This window comes from Mumia sp. ZJ1417, assembly GCF_014127285.1.
In the GTDB taxonomy this organism is placed as follows: domain Bacteria; phylum Actinomycetota; class Actinomycetes; order Propionibacteriales; family Nocardioidaceae; genus Mumia.
The window spans coordinates 3,516,058-3,536,867 of sequence record NZ_CP059901.1 but is presented as its reverse complement, the minus strand read 5'-3'; the positions used below and the strand labels follow the sequence as shown (position 1 = coordinate 3,536,867).

The window sequence follows — 20,810 nt, the reverse complement described above, 5'->3', positions numbered from 1 at the left end:
GCCGCGGGTCACTCCCTGCCCGCGGGTCACTCCCTGCCCGCCGCGGGTCACCTTCTGGCGGCGCCGGGTCACTCACACTGACCCGCGGGCACCAGAAACCGACCCGGGAGGCGAAAAGAGGGACCCGGGGCGTCAGGACGTGAGGGTCACGTACGCGATCGCGTAGTCGCCGTCGTGCGAGAGCGATACGTGCAGCCGTGAGGCGTCGAGGTGCTCGCGTACGGGGGAGTGCAGCACGATCGCCGGCCTCCCCCAGGCGTCCTTGACGACTTCGATCGCGGCCAGCGCCTTGGCCTCGTCGACGACCGGCGGCTGCCCATACAGCGAGGCCGACCACGCCTTCACGACCGCCTCCTTGGCGGCCCACCGGGCGGCGAGGTGACGCGCACGGTCGGAGGAACCATCCGACGCGTCACCTCGCTCGCCGGGGGTGAACAGCTCGGCGAACCGGCTTCCCGGCTGCGCGAGCTGTTCGGCGAACGACGGGACGTGGACCAGGTCCACGCCCACCCCGAGCACGCTCACGGCGTGCCCGGCTCGCCGTCCCCGATACCCGGCGCGGACGATCCCTGGTCGTACGCGGCACTCCCCACTCCCACCGCGTACGTCCCGTCCGTGCCGAGGCGTGCCTGCGGATCGAGGAGGATGGCTGCCTCCCGCTCCCGCACGCCGGAGTCGCCGAGACGACGTCCGACAGGTCGCTGGTACGGGGCGGGGCCGCCGTACATCGCGTGCACGAGCCGCAGCCGGCCCGAGACCTCGCGGGCCCGTGCGGCGCGTTCGTACTCGGCCCGCTCCTCGGCACCCAGCGTCGCGAGGAATGCCGCCGGGTGCGCGAGCGCGACGAGCGCGGCCACGTGGCCGAACCCGAGGCTCGTCACCAGCCCCGCCCGCAGCGGCGCCGGCGCCGTGAGCGCGTCGCGCAGCCACACCAGGTGCGGGTTCTCGTCGAGGACGTCGTCGACGCAGTCGAGCGAACGGTTCGGCGGCAGCACCTGGCTCCCGAGGACCTGGCAGAGCCCGATCATCTGGAACGCGGCCGCGCCGCCCTTGGAGTGACCCGTCAGCGTCTTCTGCGAGATCACGAACAGCGGGTTGCCGTCCGATCGGCCCAGCGACGCGGCGATCCGCTCGTGCAGCTCGGACTCGTTCGGGTCGTTGGCCGCCGTGGACGTGTCGTGCTTCGACACGACAGCGACGTCGTCCGCGCCGAGACCGAGGGCGGCGAGCCCCCGGGCCAGCGGCGACTGCGCGCCACCGCGGGCCGCGGCCAGCGCGCCGAGACCCGGCGCCGGGATCGACGTGTGGACGCCGTCGGCGAACGACCCTGCGTACGCGACCACGCCGAGCACCGGCAGGCCCATCCGCACCGCGACGTCGCCGCGCGCGAGGAGGATCGTGCCGCCGCCCTGCGACTCGACGAACCCGCCGCGCCGCCGGTCGTTGGCCCGGCTCACGAAGCGCGGGTCGATGCCCTTGGCGAGCATCACCCCCGAGTCGGCCGTGGCGGACATGTCGGCGAACCCGATGATGCCCTCCGTCGAGAGGTCGTCGAAGCCGCCGGCCACGACGAAGTCGGCCTTGCCGAGGCGGATCTTGTCGGCACCCTCCTCGACCGACACCGCGCTCGTCGCGCAGGCCGCGACCGGGTGGATCATCGCGCCGTAGCCGCCGACGTACGACTGCATGACGTGCGCCGCGATGACGTTCGGCAGCGCCTCCTGCAGGATGTCGTTCTGCTTCGCCTCGCCGAGCAGCGTGTCGATGTAGAGCGAACGCATCGACGTCATGCCGCCCATACCGGTGCCCTGCGTGCTCGCGACCGCCGCCGGGTGGACCCAGCGCATGAGCTCGGCCGGGCTGAAGCCGGACGACAGGAACGCGTCGACGGTGCAGACGAGGTTCCAGACCGCGACCCGGTCCAGCGACTCGAGCATCTCCGCCGGCACGCCCCACGCACCTGGGTCGAATCCGGTCGGGATCTGGCCGCCGATCGTCCGGGTCAGCGCGAGACGCCGCGGGACGCGGATCTCGGTGCCGGCCTTGCGGGTGACGGCCCAGTCGCCGTCGGCACCGGGTGCGATGACCGTACGGTCGGGGTCGGCGTCGTACATCGCCCGCGCGGCCGCCTCGTTGCCGACGCTGAACGTGAGGTCGTCATCGAGGTACGCCCGGGCGAGCAGCGGCGTGGAGGTGTCGACCAGCGCGCCGTCGTCGGCGTAGCGGCGGATGCCGCACCGCTCGACCACGGTGTCGTGATAGCGCTCGTGGATCTCGGCCTCGGTGACGGGCTCGCCCGACTCGACGTCGTACCAGCCGCCGTTGTCGTCCCAGGCGACCAGCCCGGTCGACCAGGCGAGCTCGAGCACGCCGGCAGCCGAGAGCTCCTCGGAGACCTCGTACTCGAAGCGCGTGCGCGCCGACCCGTACGGGCCGAGCTCGCCGGCACCGACGATGACGACGAGGTCTTCGGGACGGGCCGAGAGGCTCGGCCACGCAACCTCGGGCCGGGTCGGCAGCTGTGCGGGCGACGGCGCGAGCGCATCGATCGTCGCCTCCGTCGGTCGAGCCTCCTCCGTCGGTCGAGCCTGTCGAGACCCCGCCTCGCGCGCCAGGGCCGCGAGGTCCAGCTCGACCTCGCCCAACCCGCCGGTCAGGTCGGCGGTCACCGGCGCCGTACGGGCACTCGCCCGTGCGTCGACGGTCGCGTGGTCGAGCAGCGCGTCGGCCATCTCGTCGGTCGACCACGTACGGACGCCAACCTTCTCGACGGCGTCCACGAGCGGGTCGTTGCCCCCCATCAGCCCGGTCCCGCGGACCCAGCCGATGATCGCGTGGACGAGAGTGACGCGCTGGTTCCACGTCGACTCGCTCGACCACCGCGTGACCATCGCGTCGAGCGCGGCCTTGGCCTCGCCGTACGCGCCGTCGCCGCCGAACATGCCGCGGTTCGGCGAGCCCGGCAGCACGACGTGGAGCGTGGACGCCAGGTCGTGGTCGCGGCCACTGGTGGCGAAGGCGCCGACGAGGCGCTCGACCGACCAGAGCAGGATCCGCATGTCGACCTCGCTGCGCGGCCCCACCTCGGTGAGGTCGCCGGAGACCGGGCCCGCGGCGAACGGGAACACCAGCGTCGGCTCGAGAGCAGGCTTGGTCACTGTGGTCACGCCGCCGGCGCTGGACGTCTGCTCCTCGACCACCCACGACGCGAGCGCGTCCACGTCGGCGAACGAGGCGAGGTTGGCCGGTACCACCCACAGGCGGGCACCGCCGCGGGCGTACCGGCGGTAGAGCGCCTTGAACGACCGCAGCTTGCGCTGGTCGAGGCTCGACGTCGTGGCGACCACCGTCGCGCCGCCGGCCAGCAGCCGGCCGACGACAGCTGACGCGATCGAGCCGGAGCTCGCGCCGGTGACGACGGCGACGTCGTCGGCCCACTCGCCGGGCGCCGTGTCGAGCGCGGCCTCGGCGATGGCGGTGAGGCGGTCCGCGAGGACCGGGTCGTCGGTACGGGGCGCCCACCAGCGAGCCTGGGTGGCGACGTCCTCTCCGGTGCCGGCGAAGGAGCTGGTCGCAATGGCGACCTCACGGCCCGCGGCGATGCGCGCGACGTCCTCGCGGGCGCTCGCCCAGCGGTCGTCGAGCAGCAGCGCCCGTCGGGCATCGAACGCTGGAGCGGTCAGCCGCGCCCACTCGGTGCCGAGCTCAGCCTCGACCTGCGCGAGCACGGCGGCGTCGGCGTCGCTGGTCGCGCTCGCCGTCGTCTCCGCGGTCGGCGCCACGCCCAGCTTCGCGAGCAGGTGCCGTGCCGTGGAGGCCAGCACGCCGTCCGGACCGGTGATGCCGGCGGTGATCTCACCGAGCGCGGCGGCGTCGACGGTGACGTCGCCGCCACCACCGGCGCTCGGCAGCGCGACCGCGACACCGTGGCGGGCACCGATGGCCTGGACGGCGGCGTCGACGGCCGCGTCGAAACCTGCGGCGACGTTCAGGTCACCGAACGCGCCGCCTCGTACGCTCGTGCCCTCGCGGGTCGCGAGTGCGAGCTCGGCGGTCACGTGGCTCGCCCAACCGGGGCCGAGCTGCCACGCGCCGGTGACGCGCTCCGCGATCGCGGCCTGGCGCTTGCCGGTCGGGCCGAGGACCTTGGTCAGGTGGTCGCCGAGGGCGGTCGCGAGGACCGGACCGAACGGCTTGTACGCGCGAGCGAGTCCCTTGACCTGACCCGACAGCGTCGGGAGGTCGGCGTCGGCCGCACCGTCGATCGCGCCGAGCGACAGCTCGCCGCCAAGGTCGACGAGCAGCTGGTTGCGTCGCGAGGACGCGCCGTCGCACAGCGACTCGATGGAGTCGGCGGCACCGATCTGGTCGAGCCGCATCTTGGTCCACCAGGCCAGCAGGACCTTGGTGGCGTCGGCGGCGTCGAACGCGAGGTCGGCCGGTCGCTCGGCCGAGGAGGAGACCGGTGCTGCAGCGGGGGAGGGAACCGTTGCAGCCCCGGCCGACTGGGGGGTCTCGACAGGCTCGACCGGCTTGTCCTCGACCGCCGAGGGCTCCCGCTCCGGGTCGGTGTCGGTCGCGAAGACCGCCGCCGCGTCCCGCTCGATGTTGAGCACCTCGATCGGGCGGTCGGGCGAGGTCGGGAGCTTGAGGGTCGACGACGCGAGGTTGGCGACGGTCGGCGCGTTGCCCACGCCGACCTCGACGAACCGCTCGACGCCGAGGTCGCCGAACATCAGGTCCTGCGTCTCGATCCAGCGCACCGGGCTCGCGAACTGCCAGGCGAGCAGCTCCACGAGGAGGCGCCGCGCCAGCTGGCCCGGCGTCGCGGCCCACGCGTCATAGTCGGCGAGCACCTCGTTGAGCGGCTCCGACGGAACCGTCTCGGCGATCTCGGCGATGAACGCGCGGTCGAGCGTGAACGGCCGCGGCACCAGGTTCGGGACGTAGCGCCCGAGCAGGATCGCGGGATCGATCGTTTCCGGCAGCAGCTCCTCGAGGCGCGTACGGAAGTCCGGCACGCCACCACGCAGGACGCGGCTGTGGAACGGTACGTCGATACCCGGGACGAGGATGAACGCGGCCTTGCCGCCGAACTCGGCGCGACGCTTCGTGATGTCCGCCTCGAGCGCCGCGAGCCCCTTCACCGTTCCGGCGATCGCGTACTGCGAGCCGCGCAGGTTGTAGTTCGCGATCTCCAGGAACTCGCCGGTCTCCTCGGCGATGCGCGCCACGTACGGGGCGACCGCGTCGTCGTCGAGCCCGATCTGGCTCGGCCGGATCGCCGCGAGACGGTAGTCGCTGCGGCCCTCGGCGTCGCGCGGGACGAGCGTGTGCATGACCGAGCCGCGCTGGAACACGACCTCGATCACGGCCTCCAGGCTGATGACGCCGGAGACCGCCGACAGCGCGTTGTACTCGCCGACCGAGTGGCCCGCCAGCATCGCGTCGTCGACGAACGCGCCGGCCTCACGCAGCTCGGCGATCTGCGCAGAGCCGAGGACGGCCATCGCGACCTGGGTGAACTGCGTGAGGAACAGGACGCCGTCGGGGTGCTTGTGCGTCACGCCGTGGGCGACGACGACCGTCGGGTTGTCGCGCACCACGGTGAGGATCGAGAACCCGAGCACCTCGCGGGTGTGCGCGTCGGCCCGGTCCCAGGTCTCACGCGCCGCCTTGCTGCGCTGGTAGCCGGCCATCCCCATGCCGGCGTGCTGGATGCCCTGCCCGGGGAACGCGTACGCGGTCCGCGGGGCGAAGGTCCGCGCGGTCGCGGCAAGGACGAGCTCGCCCTCGCTGCGTCCGGTGACCTCGACGATCTCTGCGCCGGAGTCCAGCCCCGTACGGACAGCGCGCAGCTCGACCTCGGCGCCCGGGCGTACCGGGGCGAGAAAGCGCGTGGTCCAACCGTCGATGCGGCGCGGTGCCAGCAGGTGCTGCGCGGCCGCCGACAGCCACATGCCGTGGACGATCGGCTCGCCCAGCCCGGCCAGGCGGGCCGCGGCAGTGCTGGTGTGGATCGGGTTGTGGTCGCCGGTGACGGCCGCGAAGGCCCGCAGGTCGCTCGGGGCGACGACGGTCTTCTCGGCGCGGGTACGGCGCGGGGTGTCGGCCACCGGGCCGCGTGCCGCGCCGCCGGCGATGACGGGGTCGGTGAGGTCGGCGGCGCCGGTACGGCCGCGGATCGCGAAGCGCTCGCGCATCGTGGCGACCGCGGCACCGGCCTCCGTACGGACGGTCACGTCGATCGTCACGACGCGCCCGACACCGGTGTCGGTGACGTCGGCGAGGCGCGCCTCGACGACCAGCGTCGTCGTCTCGTGAGGCAGCTCGCCCGCGAGAGCGATCGCGTGGTCCAGGTGGACGAGGTCGAGCATGCCCTCGACGAGCGGTACGGCGCTGTCGCCGTGCGCGTGCGACAGCACGGCGAAGACGGCAGGCCACGCGAGCCCGACGAGTGCGTCGGGGGCGGGACGGGCGCCGGGGACGAGCGGTCCGGAGCTGACCGCGGCGTGGTCGGAGCCGAGGTCGCCGGACCACGTCACGGCCGCGCGGGCGACGTCGCCCTCGACCGTCGGGAGCGCGTCGCCGGCCGCGAGGCCCGCGAGATCGCGCATCGCCGTCACCGCGTCGTCTGCGGTGATGACCGGGGCGCCACCGTCGGCGGCGTCGGCGACCTGGAGGCGGACGGTCAGGGTACGGCCGCCGCCGAGGCCGACCTCGAGCACGGCGGTCTCACCCTCGGTACGCAGGACGGCACCGGTCTCGGCGTGCTCGGCGCGTGCCGGCTCGACGATGACCCAGTCGGTGCCGAGGCGGTGGACGGGGTTGCGGACCGTACGGCCCGCCCACGAGACGTCCGGCGCGGCGAGGACGAGACCCAGCACGTCGTCGGCGGCGTCGACGCGACGGCGACCCGCGACGCGCGAGGTGAGCGCACCGGCGGTCAGGACGTCGTCGACCGTCTCGTCCTCGAAGCGGCGCAGGAGGTCGGCGACGGGCTCGTCGACCTGCGTGATCCCGGCGACCGCGACGGTCCCGGGGATGATGCAGACGGCGTCCGCGTCGTACCGCGCGTCGTGGGCCTGCCAGAGCGAGTCCGAGCGGTACCAGCGGCGGACGTCGCCGTCGAGCACCGGCACGAACGGCACCGGCTTGCCCGGGCGGCGGCACACCTCGACGAAGAACGGCACGTCGGCCGGGTGGAGGGTCACCTCCGTCGCCTTCGGGTACGAGGCGAGCAGCGTCGCGAGCGCGGCGTGCGGGTCCTCGACGTCCGCACCCTCGGCGAACAGCGTCGCGATCTCGCCGTGGTCGGCGGAGTGGAGGCGGGCCTCGGCACGCTGGATCATCGCGTGGAACCGGTCGCGCAGGGTCACGTCGAGCCAGCGGTCGGTGTAGGCGAGGTCGGCGAAGCGCGCCAGCCAGGCCGTGTACGTCATCTCGGTGACGTCGCCGAAGTACGGCTTGGCCGTCGGGGCGATCGCGGCGATGATCTCGTCGCGCCGCTGCTGCGCGGCCTCGGTGTCACCGGCGACCTCGTCGAGGAGGCGTCCGGCGCGCGAGGCGGCGTTGTCGATCTCGTGGATGTCGGCGCCGAGCTGGCTGCGCCCGGATGCCATGCCGGCGTCGGCGCGGCCGGCTCCGACCCACTCGGGCGTGCCGGGGGTGTCGACGAGCATCTGCTTGACCTGCGGCGACGTGGTCGCCTCGAGGGTCGCCATCGCCGCGGTGCCGATGAGGATGCCGTCGAGCGGCATCGCCGGATAGCCGTGGCGGCGTGCCCACGCGCCGGTCAGGTAGGCCGATGCGGCGTCGGGCGTGCCGATGCCGCCACCGACGCAGACGACGACGTTGTCCAGCGCACGCAGCTGCGCGTACGTGGTGAGGAGGAGGTCGTCGAGGTCCTCCCAGGAGTGGTGGCCGCCGGCCTTGCCGCCCTCGACGTGCACGACGATCGGAGTGGGCGCGACCTCGCGGGCGATCGCGAGCACCTCGCGGATCTGCTTGACGGTGCCGGGCTTGAACACCACGTACGAGATGCCGGACTCGCGCAGCTCCTCGACGAGCGCGACGGCGTCGGCGAGGTCGGGGATGCCGGCGCTGACGACGACGGCGTCGACGGCGGACCCTGTGGCGCGGGCGCGCTGGACCAGGCGCTGCTGGCCGAGCTGCATCTTCCACAGGTACGGGTCGAGGTAGAGCGCGTTGAACGCGTACGTACGTCCGTCGTCGAGCAGGTCGTCGAGCGTGCCGACGTTCTCGGCGAAGATGCCCTCGGTGACCTGCCCGCCGCCGGCGAGCTCGGCCCAGAAGCCGGCGTTCGCCGCAGCGGCCACGATGGCCGGGTCGACGGTCGTGGGCGTCATGCCCGCGAGGAGGATCGGCGAGCGACCGGTCAGGCGGGTGAAGCGGGTCTCGAGCACCGTACGGCCGTCGGGCAGCGTGACGGGCTTCGGGGCGAAGGACGCCCAGGCCTCGCGTCGGCGGGGCGCGGCGCCCGGCGTCGTGAGCGCGCGGTGGCCCTCACGGGTGGCGGGCGCGACGAGCCCGACGCCGCGGGCTGTCGCCTCGTAGTCGGCGAGCAGCGAGGCGAGGTTGCCCGGTCCGAGATCGAGGATCCACTCCGGGCCGGAGTCGAGCGCGGACTCCAGGGCGTCGACCCAGTCTCCGGGGGCGATGACGGCGCGGACGGCGACGTCGCGCGCCCACTCCGGGTCGAGCCCGCACGCCTTTGCCCAGGTGGCGACCAGCTCGCCGGCGGGGCGCAGCCCGTGGTGGTGGAAGGCCGCACGCGGGTCGAGGGTCTCGAAGACGGGCGAGAACGGCGTACCGCCGGTCACCTTGCGCTCGCGCAGGGCGGCCTGGGTCTTGGCCTCGGCCTCGAGGCGGCGCTGGACGGTGACGAGGTCGGCGGCGGGGCCGCTCAGGACGACCGTACGGCGGCCGTTGCGCAGGGCGAGGTCGACGTCGACGCCGTCGATCGTGGCGAGGAGGCGCTCGACCTCGGCCGGGTCGACGCGGCGTACGGCGAGCATCGTGTCGCCGAGCAGGCCGGCGCGCTGGGCGGCGAGCTGGATGCCGGCGCCGACGAGGCGGGCCAGCGCGAGGACGTCGGCGGGGTCGCGGCCGGCGAGCACCTCGGCGGCGAGCACGCCCTGGGAGTGGCTCACGACGGCGGTCGGCGGCGTCGCGGCGGGGTCCAGGCCCTGCAGTGCGAGCGCCTGGAGGCCGGCGAGCTGGGCCAGCGCGATACCGGGCACGGAGACGGCAGGCTGGGCGAGCAGGTCGGCGTCGGGGGTCGCGGGCGCGTCGTCGGACGCGGCGGACTCGGCGACGGCGAGGGCGTCGGCCCAGGCCAGCGGGGTGAAGGCGTACGGGAGCCGTGCGAGCTCACCCCATACGGGCTCGAGCCGGGACTCGGCGTCCGCGCAGAGGGCGTGCATCGAGGAGCCGAGGGCGAACGTACGGAGCAGCTCGCTCAGGGGTTCGAGCCAGGGGCTGCCCTGGCCGCCGAAGGCGACGGCGTAGGGCGTACCGCCGTTCAGAGCGTCGATCAGCCGCGAACGGTGGTCGACGTGCGTCGTCCGGGTGGTCGGGGTGTCGATGATCGTCACGTGTCCCTCGAACTTCCTCAGGTAGATGCCGGAAGGTCTCATGATGACCCAAACATGAGGGAAACCTCAACATTTTCGTGAGGCAAGCCTCATGTTTTCCAGGGACATGTGACACATGCCACACTTCCGCCATGACGTCGTACGACTACGTGGTGGTGGGTGCCGGCAGTGCCGGAGCGGTGGTCGCGACGAGGCTCACGGAGGACCCGTCCGTGTCCGTCCTCCTGCTGGAGGCCGGGCCGGTCGACGACGCCGACGAGATCGCGATCCCGGCCGCCTTCGCGAACCTCATCAAGACCCGCTGGGACTGGGGCTACAGCACGGTCGCTCAGAAGCAGCTCGGCGGCCGCAGGGCGTACTGGCCACGCATGAAGGCGCTCGGCGGCTGCTCGTCGATGAACGCGATGATCTACATCCGCGGCAACCGGGTCGACTACGACACGTGGCGCGATGCGCACGGCGCGACCGGATGGGGGTACGAGGACGTCCTTCCGTACTTCCTGCGTTCCGAGGGCAACACCCGCCTCGCGGGCCCGTACCACGGGCAGCACGGCCCGGTGCGTGTCGAGGACCGCGTCTACACCCACCCGCTGAGCGAGGCGTGGGTCGAGTCGGCGGTGGCCTCGGGCCTGAAGGCGACCGACGACTTCAACGGCGAGTCGCAGGAGGGCGCGGGGCTCTATCAGGTCACGTGCCGCAAGGGCCGGCGCTGGTCCGTGGTCGACGCCTATCTGCGCCCGGCGCTCATTCGCCCGAACCTCACCGTGCTGACCGGGGCGCTGGTCACGCGGATCGTGATCGAGGGCGGGCGGGCCACCGGCGTCGCGTACCGCGTGGCCGGCGGCGAGCAGATCGCCCGCGCCGAGCGCGAGGTCGTGCTGTCCGGCGGCGCGGTCAACAGCCCGCAGGTCCTCATGCTCTCCGGCATCGGCCCGGCGGCCCACCTGCGCGAGCACGGCATCGACGTCGTCGCCGACCTGCCCGGTGTCGGCGCCAACCTCCACGACCACCCGGCGCTGCCGCTCGTCTGGGCGACCAGGGACTCGACCGACCTCGCGGAGGCGTCGACGCTCGGCAACCTCCTGCGCTGGAAGGCGACCGGCAAGGGGCCGCTCGCCTCGAACGTCGGTGAGGCGGGGGCGTTCTTCGCCACCCGTGACGGGCTCGCGGCACCCGATCTCCAGGCGCACGTCGCGCCGAGCGCGTTCTACGACAACGGCATGCACGAGCCTCAGGTCCGGTCGATGACGATCGCGCCGACGCTGGTCAGCGTCGCGAGCCGCGGGTCGCTCCGGCTGCGGTCGGCGGACCCGACCTGGCACCCGGAGATCGACGCCGCCTACTACGACGACCAGTCCGACCTCGATGCGATGGTCGCCGGGACGCAGCGGCTCCTCGAGACCGTGGCGTCGGGGCCGCTCGCGCGCTTCCTCAAGGATCTGTGGCTGCCCTCGGCGCGGCGCGCGGTGCCGACCGAGGCCGAGCTCGTCGCGCACGCCCGGGCGCAGACCCAGACGCTGTTCCATCCCGTCGGCACCTGCGCCATGGGCGACGGGGAGGCCGCGGTCGTCGATCCGGAGCTGCGGGTGCGGGGAGTCGTGGGACTGCGGGTGGTGGATGCGTCGGTCATGCCGGTCGTGCCGCGCGGCAACACCAACGCGCCGACGATCATGGTCGGCGAGAAGGCTGCTGACCTGCTGCGGGGGCGCGTCCTGCCGCCGGCGCGGGTGGGCGGCGCGCGCGTCGGTGCGTGAGTGGTCACCCGCGCCGGCGCGGTGACCACGGAGTCACCAACGCGTGCGGGGTCAGGCGAAGAAGTCCGCGAGGATGGGCGCGAGGACCGTCGGATCGACGTCGTGGGTCTGGTCCGGGAGCGACTGGTACGCGGCGGCGCTCACGAGGCACGCCACGATCCGTGACGGACGGCGCAGCAGCTCCGGGCTCGCGGCGCCGTCGAGGACGAGCGTCGGGACGTCGACGTGCTCGAACCGGCGGCGTGGCACGATCCCGTCGTCGAGCAGCGCGAGGTCGTACGCGAGGGTCGGCGCCAGCGCCTCGTACTCCCGCCACACGGGGGTGTGCCGGACAAGCGTCACCATCTCCTGAGGCATGCCGGTCGTCGCCATCAGCCGCGCGACCGCGTCGCCGTACCGCGCGGACCCGCGCGCGTCGTCGGCCAGGATCGCCTCGAGCTCGTTGCGCATGCGGCGGACGTCGGCAGGGCCGGTGACCTCGCCGGTGTACGGGGGCTCGTAGACGGCCAGGCGTCGTACGGGGAGGCCTGCGGCGACCGCTTCCAGCGCGAGCGCGGCACCGGACGACATCCCGAAGAGGCAGGCGCCCGGGCCCGCGTGGGCGATCACGGCCGTCAGGTCGTCGACCTCGCGGGCCGGTGTGTACGGGGGAGTGTCGCCGCTGGTCCCGCGTCCGCGGCGGTCGTAGTCGTACACGGTGAACCGTGTCGCGAGCGCGGCGGCGAGCGGCCGGCCAGGATCAGTGCGGCTTGATGTGAGGGCGCCGTCGACCAGCACCACGGGAGGCCCGCTTCCGCGCCGGGTGACCCCGATCGCAGTCCCGTCGGCGGACATGACGCGGGTGCGCGTCGTCGGAGGGGCGCTCATGCCCGTACGACCTGCGGTGCCCGCCGAACTCATCGCGGGCGCCGGACGCGCGTCACGAATCGATGACGAATGCCGGCGCCCCTGTCGGCAGGAACGCGTCGTGTGGCTCGATACGACCAGACGTTTCGCGGCCAGTGGCCCCTGTGGACGGAGTTGGCGATGAGTCGCAACAGATCGCTCGTCGTGGCGATCGCGTGGGCGGCCGTGATCTGGCTCGTCCGCGAGCACCTGCCGGGTGATGTCTGGATCTTCTTCTTCGTGCTGGCCGTGGTTTGGATCTCCCGCGCAGGAGAACGGGTCCTGAGTGGCCTTGTTGGGGCGCAGCGTGCGGGTCCCGTCACCGTGTACGTGCACGGCTGGGGTGAGCGACCAGAGGAGGTCGTGCAGGCGGCGCGGCGCCTCGGCTGCGAACTCCATCCGAGGGTTCTCGAGCGCAAGGGGCCCACGGAGGTTGCGGTGGCGATCCGCGTCTCCGAGGGCACCGCCGCGGCCCTCGCTGAGAGTCTGCGGACGCTTGGCGCGGACGTTTTGGTCTGCTGGCGCGGCCGCGATGATCCGCCATCGCCTGACTTCGTGGCCGGGAAGCGCGGGGAGGAGACGTGACGAGTATTCGGCAACTTGTTGTGGTGACGGGCTGCGACATCGGCGGTGCCGTATGTGTGAACGTGCTTCTTTGGCTCGTGTTCGGGGCCACGTGTGGATACGGTGATTTCTCCCAGGCGTCCCTGGCGACGAACCGGATCGGGCGAAGAAGATGAGACGGTGATACTCCTTTGACCGCGACGCGTTGGAGGGCCTTGCACCTGGCTTTGGGCGTGGCGCTTCTTGTGCCTCACCTCCATCGCTTTTCTCGCCGGCCCGGCGCCTCTGCTCGCTGCGCTGCCTCTGCTCGTGCTGCTCTCGATCGCGCTTCAGTCTCGGCATCGGCATCGGCGAAGGACCGGCGGGCGGGTCGACACCGTCGCCGACCGTCGTTCCTGCCTGATCGGTCTGCTCCCCTTCCTCCTGACGGCGCCCGTGTGCTTCGTCGGATGGGCGGTGACGGGCGTGTCGACGTACGCCCGCTGCGGAGCTGTCAGCGCGATCGTGTTCGTGGTGCCGGCTCTCATCGGAGCCGCCATGGCGATGCGGTCGCCGCTGCTCCGAGAGGAGCATGAATGAGCATCGGGCGACTGTTGTTGACGGGTGTGTGCTGCGTGGTCGGCGCCCTCGGCGCAAATCTGCTTCTGTGGGCCGCGTTCGGGTTCCCCGCTTCGCTCGACGAGGCTCTTTGGATGGGCAGCTTCATTGCCGCCTTCCTCGTGGGAGCACTCGTCAGAACGTACTTTCAGGAGCGGCATCGCCTCGGGAGCGGTCGTTGAGGCGATGCGGAGCCACCGGCATCGTGGCGATGTGATTCGCCATTCACTTCCTGCCCTGTTGTCCAGGGGCTGCCGCGCAGTACGCTTCGGGTCAACAAGCCTGTGCCGTATGTCACACCCGGAGGACCTGATGGCGACCACCAGCCCGACGCCGAAGCGCACCCGAGCCCGCAAGAGCGCGGAGGAGGCGACGGACGAACAGGTCGCGGCGTCGACGCCGACCTTCGACTCGCTCAGCCCGATCACCGGTGACGTCGTCGGCACCTACCCGGCGATGTCGCGCGAGGAGGTCGACGCGGTGGTCGAGCGGGCCCGTCCTGCGGCGCAGTGGTGGGGCTCGCTCGAGTTCGCCGACCGCAAGGAGATCCTCAACCGCTGGAAGGGCGTGATCACTCGCCGCATCCACCAGCTCGCCGACGTCGTCCACGCCGAGACGGGCAAGCCGCACAGCGACGCCGTCCTCGAGATCGCCCTCGCGATCGACCACCTGGGGTGGGCTGCGGGTCACGCCAAGAAGCTGCTGGGCCGCCGTACGGTCAACCCCGGCCTGCTCATGGTGAACCAGAAGGCGACCATCGAGTACAAGCCGCTCGGCGTCGTTGGGGTCATCGGCCCTTGGAACTACCCGGTCTTCACACCGATGGGCTCCATCGTGTACGCGTTGGCGGCGGGCAACGCGGTCGTCTTCAAGCCCAGCGAGTACACGCCGGGCGTCGGCCAATGGCTCGTCGACTCCTTCGCGGAGGTCGCGGGCGACCACCCGGTGCTCCAGCTCGTCACCGGCCTCGGTGAGACCGGTGCCGCGCTCGCGTCGTCGAAGGTCGACAAGGTGGCCTTCACCGGATCGCCGGGCACAGGGCGCAAGGTCATGGAGGCCGCGGCCAAGAATCTCACGCCTGTGGTCATCGAGGCCGGCGGCAAGGACGCGATGATCGTGGACGAGGACGCCGACCTCGCTGAGGCCGCCGATGCCGCACTGTGGGCCGGCATGTCCAACGCGGGTCAGACCTGCATCGGCATGGAGCGTGTTTACGTCCACCAGAAGGTGTTCGACGCCTTCGTGGCCGAGCTGACCGCCCAGGCGTCAACCGTACGGGCAGGCAGTGACCCCGAGGCGAAGTTCGGCCCGATCACGATGCCCGCCCAGCTCCCGATCATCAAGCGCCACATCGACGACGCGCTCGCGCGCGGCGGCCGGGCCGTGGTCGGCGGCGCGGACGCGGTGGGGGAGCGGTACGTGCAGCCGACCGTGCTCGTCGACGTCCCCGAGGACTCGGTCGCCGTGACCGAGGAGACCTTCGGCCCGACGCTCGTCGTCAACAGCGTCCCGTCGATGGAGGACGCGATCCGCCGTACCAACGCCACCTCGTACGGTCTGGGCGGCGCCGTCTTCGGCAAGAAGCGTGCCGCCGAGATCGCGCACCGCATCCGCTCGGGGATGACCTCGGTCAACTCGGTCACGTCGTTCGCGGGTGTGCCGTCGCTGCCGTTCGGCGGGGTCGGCGAGTCGGGCTTCGGGCGCATCCACGGCGAGGACGGGCTCAAGGAGTTCACGTACTCGCATGCGGTGACCGTGCCGCGGTTCAAGCCGGCGATGGTGCTCACGACCTTCAAGCGCACCGCGGCGCAGGACAAGAAGCTCACGAGCCTGCTGACCATGCTGCACGGCGGCAAGCAGCTCAAGGACTGAGCGCCGCACTTTCCGTTGGGGCCCACGGAGAGTGCGGGCCCCACCGCAACATTCCGGTGGGGCGGCGACTTTGCGTGGGGCCCAACGGAAAGTGGGAGGGCGCGGTCAGCCGGTGGGCAGCTGCTGGGCCTGGATCGCGGTGATCGCCACGGTGTTGACGATGTCGCGCACCGTGGCGCCGCGCGAGAGGTCGTTGACCGGCTTGCGCAGGCCCTGCAGCACCGGCCCGACCGCGACCGCACGGGCCGAGCGCTGGACCGCCTTGTAGGTGTTGTTGCCCGTGTTCAGATCAGGGAACACGAACACCGTCGCGCGCCCCGCGACCTCCGACTCGGGCAGTTTCGTGCGCGCGACGGCGAGGTCGATCGCGGCGTCGTACTGGATCGGCCCTTCGATCATCAGCTCGGGCGCCCGCTCCTGGGCGAGACCGGTCGCGTTGAGGACCTTCTCGACGTCGGCGCCGCTGCCGGAGCTGCCGGTTGAGTACGACAGCATCGCGACCCGCGGCTCGATGCCGAACGCCGACGCCGTATGCGCCGACGAGATCGCGATGTCGGCGAGCTGGGTCGCGTCGGGGTCGACGACGACGGCGCAGTCGCCATAGACCAGCACCTGGTTCTCGAGGCACATGAAGAACACCGACGACACCGTCGAGACTCCCGGCACCGTCTTCACGACCTCGAGCGCGGGGCGGATCGTGTGCGCGGTGGTGTGGACCGCCCCCGACACCATGCCGTCGGCGTACCCGAGCTCGACCATCATCGTGCCGAAGTACGACACGTCGGTGACCGTCGTCCGCGCGTCCTCGAGGTCGACGCCGCGGTGCTTGCGGCGTCGGTAGTACTCCTGCGCGAAGTGCTCGCGGTCGTCCGACGTCCGCGGGTCCACGATCCGGGCGGCGGACAGGTCGACACCGAGGCTCGCGGCGCGTCCGGTCACCGCGATCGGGTCACCGAGCAGCGTCAGCTCAGCGACGCCGCGACGCAGCAGGATGTCCGCGGCCCGCAAGATGCGCTCGTCCTCGCCCTCAGGCAGCACGATGTGGCGCCGGTCTGCGGTCGCCCGGTCCAGGATTGTGTGCTCGAACATCAGGGGCGTGACGACCGTCGTCCGGGACACCTCCAGCCGGTCGAGGAGCGCGTCGCCGTCGACGTGCTCGGCGAACACCGCGAGCGCGGTCGCGATCTTGCGCGGCGACTCCCGGGTCAGCAGCCCGCGCCGCCCCGTCAGTGCCTGAGACGTCGCGTGCGTGCCGAGGTCGGTGGCGACGATCGGCATCGTGGAGCCGACTCCGCGCAGGAGCCGCTCGACCTGCTCAGGCAGCGCGATGCCGCCGTTGAGCACGACGCCGGCGATCTGGGGGAACTCGGTCGACGCATGCGCCGACAGCACGCCGAGCACGATCTCGGGGCGGTCTCCCGGCACGATCACGACGGCGCTCTCGAAGAGCCGGTCGAGCACGTTCGGCAGGGTCATCGCGGCCACGACGAAGCCGCTGGCCTCGCGTCCGAGCAGCCGCTCGTCGCCCCGTACGAGCGTGCCGTCGCACGCGGCCATGAGGTCGGCGACCGTCGGTGCGGACAGCACGGGCTCGTCCGGAACGGAGTACACGAGCACGTCGCGATCGACGAGCGTCGCCGGGTCGGCGGCGACCTCGGGGTCGGTCACGCGGTTGATGACGACGGCGAAGAGCTCGGCGTGGTTCGCCTCAAGCTCGGCCACTGCGACGTCGGAGATGCCCGCGACCTCGGCGCGCGTACGGTCGGCGCCGTTGAGCACGAGCAGCACCGGCGACGCGAGGTTGGCCGCGACCCGTGCGTTGTACGCGAACTCGGTGGGCGCGGCCACGTCCGTGTAGTCCGTGCCGACCACCACGACCACGTCGCACGCCGCGGCGACCGCCGCGTGGCGGTCGATGATCTGCTCCATCGCCGCGACGGGATCGGCGTGGATCTCCTCGTACGTCGTGCCGACGGCCTCCTCGTACGAGGTCGTCACCGCGTCGTGCGCCACCAGCATGTCGAGGACGTAGTCCCTGCCGCCTGTGGCCGCGACGTCTCCGCGCACGATCGGACGGAAGACACCCACGCGGCGTACCCGCCGTGACAGCTGTTCGACGACGCCGAGCGCCACGGTGGACTTGCCGGTGAACCCCTCGACGGACGCGATGTAGACGCTGCTTCCCACCCGCCCGAGCCTAGGGCGGTGCGGTGCGGCGTGCCCGTCCGGTCCCGCGACCACCCCTGCGGAGGTGAGCCAGGTCCCACCGCGGCGACGCGCGTGGGACCTGATTCACCGCTCCGGGTGGGAGCGGGATTCGAGCGTGAGCAGCATCGTGATGTCGTCTCGGTCGTCACCATGGCCGACGCGGATCGCCCCCGGAACGCGGCCGACCTCCTTGTAGCCGCAGCGCGCGTAGAAGTGCTCGAGCCCGAGCCCGCCACGGCAGCTGAGGCGTACGGCCTCGATGCCGGGCATGCTGCGCGCCAGCGAGCCGAGCGCGAGCATCAGCGCGAAACCGGCGCCGCGCCCCTGGGCCGTGGGGTGGACCATGATGGTCGTCGCCCAGACCCAGTGCTGCATCAGGCGGTGGGAGTTCGACTCCAGGAACCCGGCGGCCCGCACCTGGTCGCCGTCGAGGCCGACAACCATCCGGATGCGGCCGTCGGCGACCGCCGCCAGCTGCTCGTCGAGGATCGGCTCGACGTCGAGCGGGGAGACCGGCGGGACGAACCCGATCGCACCACCGGCGTTCGAGGCGTCGGTCCAGGTCTTGAGCAGACCCGCCCGTACCGGTCGCGTGACGGTCGGATCGGCGACGAAGAAGAGAGCCACGGAGACACGGTACGAGGTGCCGTCCGGCGTCAGACGCCTGTGTCCGTCTGGGGGCCCACATCCGTGATCTGCACGACTGCCTCGCCCGCTTCGTCGGACGCGTCGAGGTGCACTGTGGCGAAGATGGCCCAGTCGCGGTCGCCCTCGGGGTCGTCGAGGATCTGGCGCACGTGCCAGACGCGGGGGGTCTCGACAGGCTCGACCAGCGAGGGGTCGGTGTCGACCGGCGAGGGGTCGGTGTCGACCGGCGAGGGGTCGGTGTCGACCAGCGAGGGGTCGGTGTCGACGACGAGCATCGCGGGGCCGCGCGCGTCGGGGCCGGTGCCGAGCGTGTCGTACTCGGCGAAGTAGTCCTGGATCGCCTCCTGCCACACGTCGGCGTTCCACCCGGCGGCACCGTCCATCGCGCCGAGGTCGATCCAGCGACGCAGCGCCATCAGCTCGACCCGGCGGAACAGTGCGTTGCGGACCAGCACCCGGAACGCCCGCTCGTTGGCCGTGACCGGAGGCGGGCCGGCGTCGAGGGCTTCGTGCTGGGCGATCACCACGTCGACCGAGCCGCCCTCGCCCGACGCGAGCGCCTCCCACTCGTCGAGGAGGCTCGAGTCGGTCTGGCGGACGACCTCGCCGAGCCAGTACGTGATGTCGTCGATCTCGTCGGTCACATAGCTGTCGGGGACCGTGTGGCGCAGCGTCCGGTAGATGTCCGACAGGTAGCGCAGCACGAGCCCCTCGGAGCGCGCGAGCTGGTACATGCTCACGTACTCGGCGAACGTCATCGACCGCTCCCACATCTCGCGGGCGACGGACTTCGGCTTGAGCTCGTAGTCGGAGACCCAGGGGTGTCCGGTGCGGTAGGCCTCGTACGCGACTTCCAACTCGTCGCGCAGCGGCTGGGGGTGCTCGACCTCCTCGAGGAGCTCCATGCGCTCCTCGTACTCCAGCCCCTCGGCCTTCATCTCGGCCACGGCCTCGCCCTTGGCACGGTTGCGCTGGGCGCTGATGATCGGGCGCGGGTCCTCCAGGATCGCCTCGAAGACCGAGACGACCTCGAGCGCGTACGTCGGTGACTCGGGGTCGAGGATCTCGAGCGCGGCGACGGCGAACGGGGCGAGCGGCTGGTTGAGCGCGAAGTCCGCCTGTAGGTCGACCGTCAGCCGTACGGTGCGGCCCTCGGCGTCGGGCTCGGCCAGCTCCTCAACGACACCGCCCTCGATCAGCGTCTCGAAGATCGACTCCGCCTCGGCGAGCATCCGCTCCTGGTCTGCCTCGCTCGCGTGGCTGTCCATGACCAGCGACTTCACGGCGGCGCGGGCGTCGCCGGGACGCGCGACGAGGTTCAGCACCATCGCGTGCGTCATCCGCATCCGCGACGCGAGCGGCTCCGGCTGGCCGGTGGAGAGCTTGTCGAACGTCCGGTCGGACCAGTTGACGAAGCCCTCGGGCGGCTTCTTGCGCTGGATCCGACGCAGCTTCTTGACGTCGTCGCCTGCCTTGCGGACCATCTTGGCGTTCTCGACCTCGTGCTCGGGTGCCTGGACGACGACACGGCCGATCGTGTCGTACCCGGCGCGGCCGGCCCGCCCCGCGATCTGCTGGAACTCGCGCACGTGCAGGTGCCGCTGGCGGATGCCGTCGTACTTCGACAGCCCCGAGAACAAGACCGTACGGATCGGCACGTTGATGCCGACGCCGAGCGTGTCCGTGCCGCAGACGACCTTGAGCAGGCCCTTCTGGGTGAGCCGCTCGACGAGGCGCCGGTAGCGCGGAAGCATCCCTGCGTGGTGCACGCCGATGCCCATCCGGACCAGTCGCGACAACGTCTTGCCGAACCCCGTCTGGAACCGGAAGTCACCGAGCGCGGCGGCGATCGTGTCCTTCTCCGCACGGGTCGTCACATTGATGCTCGACAGCGCCTGTGCGCGCTCGATGGCCGAGGCCTGCGTGAAGTGCACGATGTAGATCGGCGACTGCCCGGTCGCGAGCAGCTCCTCGACCGTCTCATGCACGGGGGAGGTGACGTACTCGTGGACGAGCGGGACCGGCCGCTCGGTGCCGGCGACGAGGGTCGTCTCTCGGCCCGTACGGCGGGTGAGGTCCTCTTCGAAGCGGGCGGTGTCTCCCAGCGTGGCCGACATCAGGAGGAACTGCGCATGGGGCAGCTCGAGCAGCGGGACCTCCCACGCCCAGCCACGGTCCGGCTCGGAGTAGAAGTGGAACTCGTCCATCACGACGAGCCCGACCTCGGCCGCCGCGCCCTCGCGCAGCGCCTTGTTGGCCAGGATCTCTGCGGTCGCCGCGATGATCGGCGCGTCGGCGTTGACCGAGGCGTCGCCGGTCATCATCCCGACGTTGTCGGCGCCGAACATCTCGACCAGCGCGAAGAACTTCTCCGACACCAGCGCCTTGATCGGGGCGGTGTAGAAGCTGCGCTTGCCCTTCGCCATCGCGGCAAACTGCGCGCCGGCGGCGACGAGGCTCTTGCCGGACCCGGTGGGCGTCGCGAGGATGACGTTCGAGCCGGACACGATCTCGATGAGCGCGTCCTCCTGGGCGGGGTAGAGGGTCAGGCCCTCACCCTCGGCCCACGTGCTGAACGCGTCGAAGACGACGTCGGCGTCGTCGGACTCCTCGGCGGCGGGGAGGTGGTCGACGAGGCGCATGATATGACCATCATCGCATCCGG

At 71.9% G+C, this 20,810-nt stretch carries 10 protein-coding genes; 4 read left to right on the top strand and 6 right to left on the bottom strand.

What is annotated here, in order from left to right:
- Window positions 1-132 precede the first annotated feature (132 nt).
- Window positions 133-525, bottom strand: coding sequence for a holo-ACP synthase (locus H4N58_RS17150; RefSeq protein WP_167005966.1), 393 nt, complete (start codon window positions 523-525; stop codon window positions 133-135).
- Window positions 522-9,659, bottom strand: a complete 9,138-nt coding sequence (locus H4N58_RS17145; RefSeq protein ID WP_167251550.1) for a type I polyketide synthase — start codon at window positions 9,657-9,659, stop codon at window positions 522-524. Before H4N58_RS17145 ends, H4N58_RS17150 begins: the two co-directional genes overlap by 4 nt.
- An 89-nt stretch (window positions 9,660-9,748) precedes the next feature.
- Here H4N58_RS17145 and H4N58_RS17140 point away from each other — a divergent pair, with 89 nt between their 5' ends.
- Window positions 9,749-11,371 (top strand): GMC family oxidoreductase, encoded by a 1,623-nt coding sequence (locus H4N58_RS17140; protein ID WP_167005960.1) that lies wholly within the window; start codon window positions 9,749-9,751, stop codon window positions 11,369-11,371.
- Between the two features lie 51 nt (window positions 11,372-11,422).
- Here the strand turns inward: H4N58_RS17140 and H4N58_RS17135 are convergent, their stop codons facing one another.
- Window positions 11,423-12,238, bottom strand: a complete 816-nt coding sequence (locus H4N58_RS17135) for an alpha/beta fold hydrolase (RefSeq protein ID WP_167251552.1) — start codon at window positions 12,236-12,238, stop codon at window positions 11,423-11,425.
- A gap of 159 nt (window positions 12,239-12,397) precedes the next feature.
- Here H4N58_RS17135 and H4N58_RS17130 point away from each other — a divergent pair, with 159 nt between their 5' ends.
- The 3 genes from H4N58_RS17130 to H4N58_RS17120 all read left to right on the top strand — a co-directional run bounded on the left by H4N58_RS17130 (window position 12,398) and on the right by H4N58_RS17120 (window position 15,289).
- The gene (locus tag H4N58_RS17130; protein WP_167251554.1) at window positions 12,398-12,841 is read left to right on the top strand and encodes a hypothetical protein; all 444 of its coding nucleotides are present in this window, start codon (window positions 12,398-12,400) and stop codon (window positions 12,839-12,841) included.
- A 288-nt stretch (window positions 12,842-13,129) separates the two neighbouring features.
- A complete protein-coding gene (locus H4N58_RS17125) occupies window positions 13,130-13,399 on the top strand; it encodes a hypothetical protein (protein ID WP_167251556.1) in 270 nt (89 codons plus the stop codon).
- A 309-nt stretch (window positions 13,400-13,708) separates the two neighbouring features.
- Window positions 13,709-15,289 (top strand): aldehyde dehydrogenase family protein, encoded by a 1,581-nt coding sequence (locus tag H4N58_RS17120; RefSeq protein ID WP_243845147.1) that lies wholly within the window; start codon window positions 13,709-13,711, stop codon window positions 15,287-15,289.
- A gap of 105 nt (window positions 15,290-15,394) precedes the next feature.
- On the opposite strand, the gene pta is transcribed toward H4N58_RS17120, so the two are convergent.
- From pta to H4N58_RS17105, 3 genes are all read right to left on the bottom strand, one after another.
- Window positions 15,395-17,476, bottom strand: coding sequence for a phosphate acetyltransferase (gene pta, locus H4N58_RS17115; protein WP_167251558.1), 2,082 nt, complete (start codon window positions 17,474-17,476; stop codon window positions 15,395-15,397).
- 105 nt (window positions 17,477-17,581) lie between these two features.
- Window positions 17,582-18,124, bottom strand: coding sequence for a GNAT family N-acetyltransferase (locus H4N58_RS17110; RefSeq protein WP_167005948.1), 543 nt, complete (start codon window positions 18,122-18,124; stop codon window positions 17,582-17,584).
- 29 nt (window positions 18,125-18,153) lie between these two features.
- A complete protein-coding gene (locus H4N58_RS17105) occupies window positions 18,154-20,787 on the bottom strand; it encodes an RNA helicase (protein WP_167251560.1) in 2,634 nt (877 codons plus the stop codon).
- Between the last annotated feature and the right edge of the window lie 23 nt (window positions 20,788-20,810).

Excerpts from the sequence above, each read along its gene's own strand:
- H4N58_RS17145 (WP_167251550.1), bottom strand. The coding sequence starts at position 9,659 with ATGAGACCTTCCGGCATCTACCTGAGGAAGTTCGAGGGACACGTGACG.
- H4N58_RS17140 (WP_167005960.1), top strand. The coding sequence starts at position 9,749 with ATGACGTCGTACGACTACGTGGTGGTGGGTGCCGGCAGTGCCGGAGCG.
- H4N58_RS17135 (WP_167251552.1), bottom strand. The coding sequence starts at position 12,238 with ATGAGCGCCCCTCCGACGACGCGCACCCGCGTCATGTCCGCCGACGGG.
- H4N58_RS17130 (WP_167251554.1), top strand. The coding sequence starts at position 12,398 with ATGAGTCGCAACAGATCGCTCGTCGTGGCGATCGCGTGGGCGGCCGTG.
- H4N58_RS17120 (WP_243845147.1), top strand. The coding sequence starts at position 13,709 with ATGTCACACCCGGAGGACCTGATGGCGACCACCAGCCCGACGCCGAAG.
- H4N58_RS17105 (WP_167251560.1), bottom strand. The coding sequence starts at position 20,787 with ATGCGCCTCGTCGACCACCTCCCCGCCGCCGAGGAGTCCGACGACGCC.